The 12834-nt window shown below is 42.7% G+C and carries 15 protein-coding genes; 10 read left to right on the forward strand and 5 right to left on the reverse strand.

Features of this window, described 5'->3' with window-relative positions; all coding sequences use genetic code 11:
- Window positions 1-10: 10 nt before the first annotated feature.
- The 3 genes from ACJVC5_RS11835 to ACJVC5_RS11845 form a co-directional block, all read right to left on the reverse strand.
- Complete coding sequence (locus tag ACJVC5_RS11835; RefSeq protein WP_408095726.1) at window positions 11-1015, reverse strand: endonuclease/exonuclease/phosphatase family protein; 1005 nt, start codon at window positions 1013-1015, stop codon at window positions 11-13.
- Window positions 1016-1124: 109 nt separating this feature from the next.
- Window positions 1125-2168 (reverse strand): S1 family peptidase, encoded by a 1044-nt coding sequence (locus ACJVC5_RS11840; RefSeq protein WP_408095727.1) that lies wholly within the window; start codon window positions 2166-2168, stop codon window positions 1125-1127.
- Window positions 2169-2316: 148 nt separating this feature from the next.
- On the reverse strand, window positions 2317-2742 hold the full coding sequence (locus ACJVC5_RS11845; protein WP_408095728.1) for a VOC family protein: 426 nt from the start codon (window positions 2740-2742) through the stop codon (window positions 2317-2319).
- A 95-nt stretch (window positions 2743-2837) separates the two neighbouring features.
- On the opposite strand from ACJVC5_RS11845, the gene ACJVC5_RS11850 reads away from it, so the two are divergent.
- The 8 genes from ACJVC5_RS11850 to ACJVC5_RS11885 all read left to right on the forward strand — a co-directional run bounded on the left by ACJVC5_RS11850 (window position 2838) and on the right by ACJVC5_RS11885 (window position 8787).
- The gene (locus tag ACJVC5_RS11850) at window positions 2838-3701 is read left to right on the forward strand and encodes an SRPBCC family protein (protein ID WP_408095729.1); all 864 of its coding nucleotides are present in this window, start codon (window positions 2838-2840) and stop codon (window positions 3699-3701) included.
- Window positions 3701-4411 (forward strand): cyclase family protein, encoded by a 711-nt coding sequence (locus ACJVC5_RS11855; protein WP_408095730.1) that lies wholly within the window; start codon window positions 3701-3703, stop codon window positions 4409-4411. The genes ACJVC5_RS11850 and ACJVC5_RS11855 overlap by 1 nt, the downstream gene beginning before the upstream one ends.
- Window positions 4408-5436, forward strand: coding sequence for an NAD(P)H-dependent flavin oxidoreductase (locus tag ACJVC5_RS11860; RefSeq protein ID WP_408095731.1), 1029 nt, complete (start codon window positions 4408-4410; stop codon window positions 5434-5436). The genes ACJVC5_RS11855 and ACJVC5_RS11860 overlap by 4 nt, the downstream gene beginning before the upstream one ends.
- A 52-nt stretch (window positions 5437-5488) precedes the next feature.
- Complete coding sequence (locus tag ACJVC5_RS11865) at window positions 5489-6385, forward strand: hypothetical protein (RefSeq protein ID WP_408095732.1); 897 nt, start codon at window positions 5489-5491, stop codon at window positions 6383-6385.
- Between the two features lie 142 nt (window positions 6386-6527).
- Entirely contained in the window at window positions 6528-7376 is an 849-nt protein-coding gene (locus tag ACJVC5_RS11870; RefSeq protein ID WP_408095733.1) for an endonuclease/exonuclease/phosphatase family protein, read from the forward strand.
- 1 nt (window position 7377) lies between these two features.
- On the forward strand, window positions 7378-8028 hold the full coding sequence (locus ACJVC5_RS11875; RefSeq protein WP_408095734.1) for a phosphatase PAP2 family protein: 651 nt from the start codon (window positions 7378-7380) through the stop codon (window positions 8026-8028).
- A 31-nt stretch (window positions 8029-8059) separates the two neighbouring features.
- Window positions 8060-8578 (forward strand): YkgJ family cysteine cluster protein, encoded by a 519-nt coding sequence (locus ACJVC5_RS11880; protein WP_408095735.1) that lies wholly within the window; start codon window positions 8060-8062, stop codon window positions 8576-8578.
- Complete coding sequence (locus ACJVC5_RS11885) at window positions 8575-8787, forward strand: DUF2905 domain-containing protein (RefSeq protein ID WP_408095736.1); 213 nt, start codon at window positions 8575-8577, stop codon at window positions 8785-8787. Before ACJVC5_RS11880 ends, ACJVC5_RS11885 begins: the two co-directional genes overlap by 4 nt.
- On the opposite strand, the gene ACJVC5_RS11890 is transcribed toward ACJVC5_RS11885, so the two are convergent.
- On the reverse strand, window positions 8788-9468 hold the full coding sequence (locus ACJVC5_RS11890; protein WP_408095737.1) for a hypothetical protein: 681 nt from the start codon (window positions 9466-9468) through the stop codon (window positions 8788-8790).
- A 192-nt stretch (window positions 9469-9660) separates the two neighbouring features.
- Between ACJVC5_RS11890 and ygiD the strand changes: the two genes are divergently transcribed.
- A complete protein-coding gene (gene ygiD / locus ACJVC5_RS11895; RefSeq protein WP_408095738.1) occupies window positions 9661-10509 on the forward strand; it encodes a 4,5-DOPA dioxygenase extradiol in 849 nt (282 codons plus the stop codon).
- Here ygiD and ACJVC5_RS11900 read toward each other — a convergent pair.
- On the reverse strand, window positions 10506-10979 hold the full coding sequence (locus ACJVC5_RS11900) for an SRPBCC family protein (protein ID WP_408095739.1): 474 nt from the start codon (window positions 10977-10979) through the stop codon (window positions 10506-10508). The genes ygiD and ACJVC5_RS11900 overlap by 4 nt on opposite strands.
- Before the next feature lie 144 nt (window positions 10980-11123).
- Between ACJVC5_RS11900 and ACJVC5_RS11905 the strand changes: the two genes are divergently transcribed.
- Window positions 11124-12764, forward strand: a complete 1641-nt coding sequence (locus tag ACJVC5_RS11905; RefSeq protein WP_408095740.1) for a phospholipase D-like domain-containing protein — start codon at window positions 11124-11126, stop codon at window positions 12762-12764.
- Window positions 12765-12834: the final 70 nt, after the last annotated feature.

A 12834-nucleotide genomic window follows, 5' to 3' on the forward strand; every position in this document is an offset into this window, starting at 1 on the left:
AGAGCAGTTCTTAATATTCAAATTCCATTGTCATTGGAAGGTGATCCGCATATCCAGTCGCATTGTCGAAGTCAAAGCGGTTAGGGATCATTTGTCCAGAACCTCTTTCATCACGTTTCATCATGAAAGGACGATTCATAATCTGAAAGCGATCAAAGCGCGGTCTCATTTTTGAACTTTTGTGAATAAAGATATGATCAAGTGAAGACCAGTGACCTTTAAAGAAGTGGGTCCCTGGGTGTAAGTTACGATTAATCTTACGGGCCTCTCTTTCAGCATCAATAAAGTCTACCAGGTGATTAAACGGTGATGGTGTATCAGTTGGTAGAGTATTAAAGTCTCCGGCCGCCACAATCAGATCAGCGCGACTTTGCTTTGCAAGATCATTGAGCATACGGGCCGATGCTTGTCTGAATTCAATCGGATTACTTTGACTCGGCCAATGGTTTCCGAAAATGGCCACAGTCTTTCCTTCAACATTTAAGGCAACTCCGGTGATTCCGCGAGTACCGATTCTTTGGCCATTCACAACAAGAGGGTAGCGTTGAGCTGTAATGACAGGATATTTCGAAAGAATACCGATATCAATTCCGCGCTCATCTTCGCCTTCAAGGAGGACCTGGAAGCGATACAGACCATTAAGTCCTCTTGTGGCCAATTGGTTTAAGACGTTTCTGTTTTCAATTTCTTCAATCACAACGACATCAGGTCCCAGGCCAGAATTATCGTAAGAGCGGATAACTTGAGCGATGTTTTGTAATTTTCTTTGAAGTTTTGCTTCTGTCCAATCGAGATTTAAACACTGATTCACGTTGAAGGGAGAACCTTGGTTCGCACAGTATTCGTTCATCCCAGGAATTGAGTTTTTTACGTTAAGAGGAAGATAGACATAGTCTTCTTTGTTTTGATCATGGCGGGTATCAAAAAGATTTTCCACGTTGTACTGCATAAGCTTGAACGTTTTTGCATAAGAGAGTGAGGACATGAGGAAGAGCATTGGTAACAAAAGTTTCATAAATCCCGCTTCGTATTGGTTCTGGGTAACTCTAATCTAAATTCTTTTTTTTTATCTGGTTCTTCGTTAAACTGTGAAAAAACACCTTGGTTATTAAAGATCTTTCATTCTAGGGCTCTTTAAATAATTCCGGTGGTCTTACACCTCGAGAAAAACGTTGAAGACCGTTATGGGTCTGCACACTCTTCCCGCCGGCATGAATTCCTATGACTTCACCATTAAAATTCAAAATCGGACCTCCGCTCATTCCATAATGTGAATCTGCCGTGTAGGCCACGAAAGAGCGCTTATCTAAAGTGTTGATGAGATACTGATTGATCTGTGCCAGTTGTCCAAAGGCCTCTGGAGTAATGAGTTTTCCTCCTGTGACTTTTTCAAGACAGTCTTCGGCATTTTGGTAAGGTGCTCGACTGGTAAATTCTAACTTATCCATGCCTTCTGGAGCTGTACAGCCAGTGCACATTGGGTAACCAATGACGGCCACATCATCACTATTAAGTTGTTTGGCAACTTTTAAAGGTCTTCCGATGTTTTTAGGAAGCTGAATGGCGATGTAGTCAGAGTCAATTCCATAGAACGTTCCGCTGCTTTGTGCGGTTTGAGTCGAGTGTGGAGTGGCGGCAAATGCGATGGCCTCTTCCAGACCGTTAAAGACCATGTTTCCATTTTTATCGAAGATAAAAAGTGGCATTGTGTTTTTCGTAGTTAAAATTTCGTTTAAAGACTTTTCATTGGTGGTCGCCTTGGTCTTAAGCATTTTCTCCATTACATGGGCGTTGGTCCAGAGCTTGTTTCCTGAACCGGTGATAAAACCACTACCAATGTTTATTTTTAGTGGAAGAATGCAGCTTTGCTTTTGCTCAGGTGTTTTACACATTCTGAGAAATGCTTTTTGAATTTCTTTTTCTTGCTTGTCCCCGGTGGACTTATCAATGATGGCATAGACTTCATTAATATCTGTTTTCGTTAAATCGACGACATCGAGATCAGAGTAGTTCTCATAGTCCTCAAAAAAGGCCGTTCTTACTTGGTAAACGGAGCTGGCCGCTGTTTTAAGATTGGCCGGTAATTGAGGATCATTAGGATTAAAGAATCCTGGGGCGGCAAAGGCCTGTACCGTTAAAAAGGCAGATATAAAGATTAATTTTTTCATGCTCGAGATAGAGCAAATACAGGGCCAGCTTTGGCCCACACTTTCTAAGGGGATGGAGTGTCTAAAGTTTTGACGGCCTATAAAAACTTTACACTTTGGTGCCATTGGAGGAAATTATCTCCTAAGCATATGGCACCAAAAACAATGATTACTTGTCGCCCAGATCTTGATTAAACATCCAACTATTGCCAAAACGATCTACCAACATTCCAAAGCGTGCTCCCCAGAAAGTATTTTGAAGAGGCATTGTTACTTTTCCACCCTGAGATAGTTTATTAAATGCATCATCCATTTTGTCGGTCTTCGGGAAATTGGCGCTTAGTTGAATATTATTTCCAACTTTAACTTCTGAGCCCGGATGAGAATCAGAAGCCATGAGTTGAACGCCGCGAATGATAAAGTTCGCATGCATAATTTTTTCGCCCCAAGTGGCGGGTGTATCCATCCCTGTGTTCTTAGGAGCGTCTTTGTATCTCATTACAAATTGAACTTCTCCACCAAAGACGTCGCAGTAGTGTTTCATGGCTTCTTCACAATTTCCGTTAAAAATCAGATAGGATTGAACTCCAAGCATAGACCTTCCTTTGTTAAGAGAAAATTGTAAAGGGAACGGTTTATTTTGGTCAAAGCAAGGCGCATAATTATAAAATAAAAGTAAGTGGGGGACCCATGACAAGTTTAACAGTGAAGCGTTTATTCACTTCGAAACCGGAAGTTGTTTTTGATGCCTTTATTACTCCTGAGAAGGCCGGCAAATTTATGTTTGCAACCAAGACCGGGAAGATGGTTAAAGTCGTCATAGAACCAAAATCTCAGGGCCAGTACGTCTTTATTGAAAATAGAGATGGAGAAGAAGTGGAACATTTAGGGACCTTTCTCGCTGTTGATCGGCCCTATACACTTGCCTTTGAATTAAGAGTTCCCAAGTATAAGCAAGATCAGGACAAAGTCATTATCACTCTTTCCCCTTTAAATTCTGGAACTGAATTAACTTTAGAGCACACCTTAAGTGATATGTGGATTGACTCAAAGAGCGCCATTGAAGGTGGTTGGAGAGAAATTTTAGAAGGGGTCGCAGAAGTTCTGGGAGAACCTTTTAAGAAAAGTCTTTTCGTTGAAAAATCTATTGAGATCAACGCCAGTAGTGCCAAGGTCTGGGAAGTTTTAAAAAATCCAGAATTGAATAAAAAATGGATTTCTACCTGGTGGCCAGGAACTTACGCCAAATCTGATTGGAAGCTAGAAAGTCCGGTGCTCTGGTATACAGAAAATGGTGAAGTGGGATCAGAAGGAAAAGTGACCATCATTGATCCGGAGTCCATTGGATTTAGTTTTGAAGTAAAGGGCATGCCCTTTAAAAAAGTAGAGAACATCGCTTACTGGGTAAGAGAGCTGGAAAAGAACAAATCAAAACTTATGGTATGGGTGGGAGATTTTTCTGATTCTCCTGAGCATGAAGCATGTTATCCCGGTGCAGATGAGGCCTGGAATCTTTCAATGCCGATGATCAAACAATTAGCGGAGAAGTCGTAATGCCCTTTATTTTAGCTCCTATGATCACGAGTGATTCTCCTGGTATGTGGGGAGAGGGTCTCGCCTATGAGAAGAAAAATATTTATTCGATCGAATCCGGAAAAATGCCTCCGGTCCAGTATGATGAACATATTCTTCGCTCCCACAGTTTAACTCATATTGAGACTCCGGCCCATACAATGAAAGAGGGGAAGACCCTTGAGGCCTATTACCAAAATCCAAAGACGTTTTACGGAAAGACCTTGGTCATTCGTCTTACCGGAAATAATTACGTAGAGAAAGGAAATGGTATTTATCACTGGGTGGTTACAGTTGATGAGATTGAAGAGAGACTGAAACACTTGGGAGTGAAAGAATTTCCGGAAAAGCTTCTGATAACCACCGAAGTTTATCCTCAGAATCCCCAAGGTTATCATGATCCCAACTATGTTCTGACCCTATCTCAGGAGAGTGCAGATTACCTGGTTTCCCATGGGGATTTTCATTTATACGGAACATCTTGGAAGTCTTCAGACTTTAATCCGGGCAGGGCAGAGCGTCCTATTCACAATACACTTTTTAAGCGGGCCTTAATTCTAGAAAATCTAGAATTGAAAAATGTGCCTGAAGGTTTTTATTTTATGTCTGCCTTTCCATTGCCGATTAAAAATGCGTCTGAGTCTCCGGTGGTTCCAGTTTTATTTTCAAAAGATGAATTGGAGATATTATGAATTTCTTAGGAACTGAACTTCCCGTTATTCAAGCTCCCATGGCCGGTGCCAATGATTCAGAGATGGTCATTGCTGTTTGTAAGGCGGGAGGACTTGGTTCTCTTCCCTGTGCCAATTTAAGTCTGGATCAAATCCGGAAAGAAGTTGAAAGAATCCGGGCCGCAACCGATAAACCATTTAACTTGAACTTTTTCTCCCATACTCCCCCGAATGAAAATCCGGAACAGGAGGCCAATTGGAAGAAGCGCTTGAGTGCTTATTATCAAGAGTTCGCGATTGATTTGAATCAAACTGTTCCGGTTCCTCAACGTAAAGCTTTTAACGAAGAGATGTGCCAGTTAGTGGAAGAGTTAAAACCACCAGTCGTAAGTTTTCATTTTGGACTTCCTCATGAGAGTCTGGTGAAAAGAATCAAGGCCACCGGTGCAAAACTCCTTTCTTCTGCCACCACTCTGAAAGAGGCCCTGTGGCTTGAGGCCCATGGTTGCGATGCCGTTATCGCTCAAGGGTTTGAGGCCGGAGGTCATCGAGGGATTTTTCTCAACCAAGATCTCTCCACTCAAATGGGAACCATTTCTTTAGTGCCTCTCATGGTGGATTCATTAAAAGTTCCAGTGATCGCCAGTGGGGGAATTAGTGATGTGCGAGGAGTGAAGGCCGCCTTTGTTTTAGGTGCTTCTATGGTTCAGGTGGGAACTGCTTATTTATTTACTCCCGAAGCAAAAGTCTCACCAGTTCATCGGAAGATGTTAAAAGAGGCCAAGACCAATGAGACCGCTTTGACCAATCTTTTTACTGGAAGACCGGCCCGCGGTTTTATGAATCGCCTTATGAGAGAAGTGGGTCCAATTTCTCATTTCGCTCCTGACTTTCCAACTGCTGGGAATGCCTTGGCCCCATTAAAGGCAAAGACTGAACCTAATGGTTCAGGAGACTTTATGTCTTTATGGTCAGGACAATCCGCTGGGTTGGCCCGTGAAATGAGCTCCTTTGAGCTTACGAAACTTTTAGGCAGTGGTATGTAAAAACTGGTAGGGTGTTTGACCCACATTCGGTCTCCCAGTACCCTTAGACCGAATGAATAAGCTAAAAATTCTTTTGGTGTTAATGGGACTCTTTTCAATGGGAACTCTGTGGAGTGCTCCTGGGCTTATCATTCAGAATCCTGGTAATTATCCCGTCAATAGCGCCGAACTCAATCATCACTATCAAGTTGCTTACGATTTATTTTCTCGCGAAGTGGGACCACTAAAAGTTCCGCTTACCATTTCCATTGCTCCTCGAGACTGTGTTCGCACTGGATACAATTTCGTTAATAATCAGGTCGTGTTTTGTTCCAATGAAAGAGTCATTAATCTTGGGCTTGATTCGGTTGATGTCATTTATCACGAAATGTTTCATGCCTTCATTTGTAATTTCTCGCGAAACCTTTGTGGCAATAACATGAGAGTCGATGTGCATGAAGGTCTGGCCGATTACTTTGCCCATTTAATTAATCCTGACACGTATTTTGGAGAGAATTTTTATCGTGGCCTTGGTTACATCCGCGAGTATCGTACCACTTGGCGTCCGGGACTGGTGCAAGGTGATCATGAACGTGGAAATGCTTATGCCAGCTCACTCATTCAATCGCGCGCATCGCTTAGAAGCGCTCTTCGATTATTTTCAACTCCTCCTCAACCAGAAGAAGTAGAAGACATCATTACCGGGCCCTCAAAATCGAAGCTGAATCGCTATCGCTTAAAAGCAAATGAAATTATGGGAGTTGAATTCCGCTTTGCTCCTGCTGCACAAGTGGCAAGAGTCGTTTGGAAACTTCCGCCCGGTGTTCTCATTCAAGAAATATCTCCGAAGTCATTTCGAATTAAGGCCGCCCAGGCAATTCCTGCCTCTAAAGGCTTTGCCATTTTCCTCAATCGAAATGGTTCAGAGTTAGGCAGTAGAACCTATTACTTCGCCTCTAAGTTCGATTAACGGCAATTTTTTCTCCTCAAAAAGACAAGAAATCCTTATTAGTTAAATAGTTAGTGGGACTTTGGCCTGCATCAAAGAAGCCCCGACAATTGCCCCTACCGAAATTTTAATTTGTGAGATGATCTTAAGAGGAGATCAGTTCATGGATAGAATTGTCTTTGCTCTTTCACTTGTTCTATTTACCAATTTAGATGCTTCGGCCGGGTTAGTTTCAAGGTACTTCAAGAAGGTCCCTTTGAGTGAGGCCCATACCACTTCAGGAATTTCTTCTGAGCGAGAACTTCCGGAGAGGGTGAAGGTCCTGGTTTGGAACATTAAAAAAACACAAGAGGCCGCTTGGGAAAAAGAGTTTAAAACTTTTAGTCAGGGCCGCGAATTATTTCTTCTACAAGAAGCTTATCCCAATGAACTTTTCAACAGGACTCTTGCATCATTTCCTGATTTTCGTTGGGACATGGGAATTAGTTTTCGGTACAAGCTTTATAACAATCTTCCCACTGGAACAATGATTGGTTCAAGAGTAGAACCAACTGAACTCCTCATCAAACATACTCCAGATAGAGAACCGGCCACCGATACTCCTAAGGCCATGACTCTGGGAAAATACCCACTCAAGAATTCAAATAAAGAACTTCTCGTTATTAATGTACATGGAATCAATTTCACAACTTTTGGATCATTTAAGCGAAATATGATTCAGGCCGAGGAAGAGATTTCAAAACATGAAGGGCCGATATTCATCGCCGGAGACTTTAATACGCGTACAAAGGCCCGGATGCGCTACTTATTCAATCTCATGCAGAAGCATAAACTCACAGAAGTGAAGTTTAAAAATGCTCACCAAAGAATGGTGGCAAAATTCACAAACAATGTTTTAGATCACGGGTTTGTTCGTGGGTTAGATGTAAAAAATGCCGAAGTTCTGGGCCTTGCCCGAGGCAGTGACCATAAACCTATGGTTCTTGAAATTTCTGTTCAGGAGGAGAATTAGGATGATTCTTAAACTGATGTTATGTGCTTTTCTTTTGACCTCCGTAAATGAGGCCCAGGCAGCTTTTTTAAAAGTTTTGTCGAAATCAACCATTCGCTCAATTGTTGGCCCTTATCCAGCTCCCGGTTCGGAAGAAGAGGCGAAGGACTTTGAGATCATGCTTGATCTTCAAGCGACCCGAACACCTGAGCAATGTGCAGAGGCCGCCACTCAGGAAACAGGTACTCTTAAAAATATCTTTTATAGAAATAATGGTCCTCTCACAAAACGTGAGGCGAATATTCTTACTGTGAAACTGTTAAAGGCCTATGCTGAAGCGGGAATAAATATTTATATCGCCAAAGGTGTGTTCAAGCGCCCTCGTCCTTATAAGACCCGTGCTGACATTGTTCCTTGCATTGGTTTGGAGAGTTCATATGCTTATCCAAGTGGTCACACCACAGTTGCAAGAGTCTTCGCCCGTATTCTTTCCCGAATTTATCCCGAGCGTGCCGAGGCCTTTATGAAGCGCGCGGATGAGGCCGCTCACCATCGCGTTCTTGGTGGAGTTCACCATCCAAGCGACATCGAGGCGGGCAAGAAGCTCGGAGATGTTCTTTCTGACCATGTTATGAAAACCACTAATATCTTGAAAGAAGCGCGAGGGATTTGACTAGAAGTTAAGTCCCCGCTACTCTTCGTTCATGAGGGTTTTAGATCTCTATCAAAAAGTGTCGGAATTTACTGTGGGGCCCAAGGCCCAGGCATTGTCCCATTGTCAGAAGGGATGCTCGCGCTGTTGTTACGTTGATCTTTCCGTCTTCCAAGTAGAATCAAATAATATTGAAAGTTGGTTTCGTTCTCTTTCAGTTGAAAAGCAAAATTCCATTCGTGAGAAATGGAAGATGCCATTAAATTCTACGGAGACTTTTCACGGAGTCGAAACAAAGTCCTGTGTGTTTCTACATGAAGAGGCCTGCACGATCTATGAAGCTCGACCGCTTATATGTCGTACTCAGGGCCTTGCCATGAAGTTTAAAGATGCCGCTGAAGAGTATTTGGATATTTGTCCATTGAATGAAGAGATGCTGGACGAGCTGACTGAGAAGGAAGTTCTTAATCTGGATCTGCTTAATATGATTCTTTCTCAACTAGAAAAAGTCGATGCCAAGAACATTTCTCGTGAACGAGTAAAACTTTCTGATTTAAGGGCGAGACTATGAATCCTATCAGTAAGACCCTGATCATCGTTGGTGTGGTCTTTATTGTTTCGGGTCTCTTGTGGCATTTCTCAGGCGGAAAGATCCCGTTGGGACGCTTACCAGGGGACATTCGAATTGAGAACGAGAACACCAAGATCTTTATCCCAATTACGACGAGTTTACTTCTAAGCGCGCTCTTGTCGCTCATCATGTATTTCTTTAGGAAGTAATCAGGCCGAAAGGATGAGATTTGATTTCTTTTGAAGTTCAGTGAAGACTTCTTCTGGAATCGCTTCTTCCAATGAAACACCAACTCTCAGGTCGAGTGAATTGTCCTTATACTTTTTGATGATTGTATAAACAATTCGGCCAAAGATTGGTTTCTTAAGAACCATATCACTCAGGGCCTTGACCCAGATATGATCATTCGGAAGTAGGGCACGATCGCCGTGATTTGAAATCAAAAGTCCTAATCCATTTGCTGAAACATCGACAATTTTAACTTCCAACGGACAAGACTCGAGACGTTTTTCAATTCGATGAATGGTGGTTTTGACTTCCGTATTATGAGGCATCACGTAGCGATCATCATGTCGAATCGCAATCGCCTTGGCCCCTTTTGGAAGATCGGCCACGATGGTGTCTTCTTTTAAAACATATTGAGTAGGATCGAGATAAAAAAATAAACTGCGATAATTGAAAGTGATTGAGATAGGGCGCTTTTTTTCAATGGGAGGAGCTTCCATCAACTTGATAGTCATTGTTCCATAAACGTCCACGTCCACTCGCTTGATTCCCATCTCCACGGTTGAGTTCGGATTTGATTGAGTGATCTTGCCTCCAAAGAGGACGGCCTTCTCGATAATATGGGGGATATCTTTCTCATTGATAGGACGAAGAGTTTGATCCATGGAAACTTCCTGTCGGGTGGATGGTCGACTCTTATATCGGGACAAATCGGGAAAAAATATAAGGAAAAATTGATTAAATATTTCTAAATAGTTAGCCCCTCGATTGTTCCTTAATCGGAACAGTATATTTTCATTCTGTCTCCTACCGGAGTCATATTAAGAATGGTCTAATACCCCTTAAAGGAACATTTTATGAATCGTCGTTTATTCATAGGGACGTTAATCGGAGGGGCCATGGGAACGGTATTATTTAAGAACATGAAGGGTGAGTCACCTCGTATGCCGACGCTATTTTTGGCCCACGGTTCTCCGATGAACGCCATCGCGGACAACTCTTTTACTCGCTTTTTATCAAATGCGAGTTCCGCGATTCCAACTCCAAGGGCCATTCTGGTGATCTCTGCTCATTGGGAAACATTAGGGAGCAAGGTCCTAAAACTTGAAAGACCTAAAACCATTCATGACTTTGGTGGTTTCCCTGAACCTCTTTATCAAATTCAATATCCGGCCCCTGGAGATGTTGCCCTGGCCGATCGGATTACCAAATTATCATCATCCATTTCAACAGATTCAACATGGGGTCTCGATCATGGGACTTGGTCGGTATTAAAGTTCCTTTATCCCAAAGCAAACGTTCCAGTTTTGCAATTGAGCCTTAATCGCAATATGACTTTCAATGATCATTTATCTTTAGCAAAAGAGCTTGCTCCATTAAGAGATGAAGGTGTTCTTATTGTGGGAAGTGGGAATGTCACTCACAATCTAAGACGCATTTCTTGGACTGAGAATGCTCCGGCCACAGATTGGGCCCTGGAGTTTGATGAGTTATTAAAGAACGCTATTCTAAAACGTGATGAGGATTTTCTCCTCGGTAAAGTAGGGAAGTATCAAAGCCTTTGGAATCTCGCCCATCCATCAGCAGAACATTATCTACCGATTCTTTATGCTTACGGGGCGGCAGATGCTCCTGAAAAAGTAGATTTTATTTTTGAAGGCATGCAGAACGCTTCTCTTTCGATGCGTTCAATGATGTTTACTTAAGACATTTTTCGGATGAGATAATTCTTTAAGCGATCAAGACTTTGTGACCATCCTTCTTCCATGCCATCAAGATAGGTCTTAGCGGAAAGGCTCACGCGTTCTACATCAGCGAATACGGTGAGTCTCGTGCCTTCCTCTACTTCTTCAAAGATCACGGTATTGAGCACCTGAAGAATTGGTCTGCCCGCTTGGTTCAAGGCCTGGCTGGTAAAGATGAGTTTCTTTTTTTCTTCCACTTCATGGAAGGTTCCATCCATTGGATGAATGGTTCCAAAGCTATCTTGCATATGAATGAGAATTTTACCACCGGGGCGATTATCGAGCTGGCAAACGGGATTAGTGAATCCGTGAGGGCCCCACCATACTGCTAATTGGGCAGGATCAGTCCAGGCCGCATAAACCATGTCTATAGGAACCGGTAAAACGCGACTGAAGTTGAGTTTCGGGTTGGTGCTGATATTTTCCAACATGAGGGTCTCCTTAAGTTCTTGGGAGTTTACAGGCCCAATCTCCATAAAACATGGGGTGATGGCCCAGCTCACTGCTGCGAAAAAAATTCTTAGTCTTTAATAAAGTTTCCTATCCGAGAGAGTTTGGACATATATTCCCCGGCCATGAGTTCACGTTATTTTTTTGGTTTATTGACTGTCGCAATATTCGCGCCTTCTATCTGGGGTGCCACGAATCCTTTTGCTCAATACCAAAAAGAAACTCCTACTCAGAACACGAGCTTTTATCCGCAAACACCTCCTTTTAAGTATCCCTTTACGATTTCTGCAGATGTAAAGAACTCAGATCTGGACCTGCAAAAGATCCTAATGGATTATCCGGTTGATACACTTGATCACGTGTCAGAGTTGTATCGTGGTATTCCATTTAGCAGTCAAAAATCTATGTATGAGTATCCTTTTGCGATTCATCCGCACTGGGAATACCTTCCTTATCCTTTTATTAAAAATCTTCCGCGCTCTAATCCGGAGCAGTGGGTGAGTCATTTCGGCAAACGATTAAATAGAACGGTTGGAATCAGCAGTTCTAAGTTCCAGGACGAACTGGATGTTCTGACAGGTACTGAGGCCTTTGCTGGAAATGAATTGAGAGTTTTAAAAACTCCTGCCTCTTACTCAGAGATCCTGGCGAGACTTGAAATGGTGAAAAGCCATGCCTTCATTTCAAGCTTTCTCTTCAACTGTGACAAGGGGACAGAGAGTTTAATCAGTGCCATCGGACGTAAAGCGAGAACCGCCAAGATCTATATCATGTATGATGCTTTCGGCGCAAAATCTGATCCGGGGTGTTCTAAAAAACTAGAACAACTGGGTGCAAAGGTCGTTTTATTTAAGACGAAACTTGGAACTATCTTTCATGAAAAGATGTATGTCTTCGACGGGCAATACGCCATGGTCGATGGACAAAATCTCATCGCGGCCGGAACGTTAAGTAACGGCACGAACAACTTATTTAATGATATTGCGGTCCTTGCGACCGGGCCAATCGTGACGAAAATCGGATCTCACTTCATTGACCTATGGGAAGGTCAAGGAGAGAAGATCTCTCCTGAAGTCAAAGAGATCTATCGTAAGCAAAATGAATTCATCCGTCCTTATTCCAATAAGGCCCTCTTAAAGAGCAATCTTTCTAAAATGAGGGACCAGGGTCTTTGTCGTTTTGTGACAAAAACTCCAGGTAAGAACCAACCGCAAATTTTAAATCTTTATCTTCACACCGCTCGCAACGTGAACTCATACCTGTTTTTCAACTACATTGATCCGAAGTATCGTGATCCTGCTAGAAAAGACGTAGGGGAGAAATTTATTGATGCCGTTCTTGAGCGCGTGAATTTTAGAAAAGAGATTCGTGTGGACATGCTCACCAACGGTTGGAAGAATCCTTTCCAAGTTGAGCTACCGGATGGAATGGCGGCCAATCGTAACCTCATGACTCAGCTTATCCTTGAGCTTCAGAATATCATTACGACTGATCCCCACAAAGACATGACCAAGATGCGTTCTCATCTTCTTAAAAAGGTCAAAACGGACAGTTTCCATTGGTGGTCATACGCTCAGTATATGCACGCAAAAACTCTGATGGCCGATAACGCCTGGACCATCATTGGTTCTTATAACATCAATGAGGGTTCTGAGTATCAAAGTTATGAGTCGGTACTTGCTTGTTTAGACACTGATCTAGCACTTGGTATGCAGGAATCCATTATCCTGGATGCCATGAACTCAATTCCGATACCGCTTAAATAAATTACAGTCTGTCTAAAACTTAGACACCTTCTGCCGACTAACCTCCGCATTCTATTAGGCCAAGGTCTTG

It is taken from the genome of Peredibacter sp. HCB2-198 (genome assembly GCF_045999315.1).
GTDB lineage: Bacteria > Bdellovibrionota > Bacteriovoracia > Bacteriovoracales > Bacteriovoracaceae > Peredibacter.

Bases quoted from the DNA above. Each gene is read 5' to 3' on its own strand.
- ACJVC5_RS11835 (WP_408095726.1), bottom strand. From the start codon at position 1,015: ATGAAACTTTTGTTACCAATGCTCTTCCTCATGTCCTCACTCTCTTAT.
- ACJVC5_RS11840 (WP_408095727.1), bottom strand. From the start codon at position 2,168: ATGAAAAAATTAATCTTTATATCTGCCTTTTTAACGGTACAGGCCTTT.
- ACJVC5_RS11845 (WP_408095728.1), bottom strand. From the start codon at position 2,742: ATGCTTGGAGTTCAATCCTATCTGATTTTTAACGGAAATTGTGAAGAA.
- ACJVC5_RS11850 (WP_408095729.1), top strand. From the start codon at position 2,838: ATGACAAGTTTAACAGTGAAGCGTTTATTCACTTCGAAACCGGAAGTT.
- ACJVC5_RS11855 (WP_408095730.1), top strand. From the start codon at position 3,701: ATGCCCTTTATTTTAGCTCCTATGATCACGAGTGATTCTCCTGGTATG.
- ACJVC5_RS11860 (WP_408095731.1), top strand. From the start codon at position 4,408: ATGAATTTCTTAGGAACTGAACTTCCCGTTATTCAAGCTCCCATGGCC.
- ACJVC5_RS11865 (WP_408095732.1), top strand. From the start codon at position 5,489: ATGAATAAGCTAAAAATTCTTTTGGTGTTAATGGGACTCTTTTCAATG.
- ACJVC5_RS11870 (WP_408095733.1), top strand. From the start codon at position 6,528: ATGGATAGAATTGTCTTTGCTCTTTCACTTGTTCTATTTACCAATTTA.
- ACJVC5_RS11875 (WP_408095734.1), top strand. From the start codon at position 7,378: ATGATTCTTAAACTGATGTTATGTGCTTTTCTTTTGACCTCCGTAAAT.
- ACJVC5_RS11880 (WP_408095735.1), top strand. From the start codon at position 8,060: ATGAGGGTTTTAGATCTCTATCAAAAAGTGTCGGAATTTACTGTGGGG.
- ACJVC5_RS11885 (WP_408095736.1), top strand. From the start codon at position 8,575: ATGAATCCTATCAGTAAGACCCTGATCATCGTTGGTGTGGTCTTTATT.
- ACJVC5_RS11890 (WP_408095737.1), bottom strand. From the start codon at position 9,468: ATGGATCAAACTCTTCGTCCTATCAATGAGAAAGATATCCCCCATATT.
- ygiD (WP_408095738.1), top strand. From the start codon at position 9,661: ATGAATCGTCGTTTATTCATAGGGACGTTAATCGGAGGGGCCATGGGA.
- ACJVC5_RS11900 (WP_408095739.1), bottom strand. From the start codon at position 10,979: ATGTTGGAAAATATCAGCACCAACCCGAAACTCAACTTCAGTCGCGTT.
- ACJVC5_RS11905 (WP_408095740.1), top strand. From the start codon at position 11,124: ATGAGTTCACGTTATTTTTTTGGTTTATTGACTGTCGCAATATTCGCG.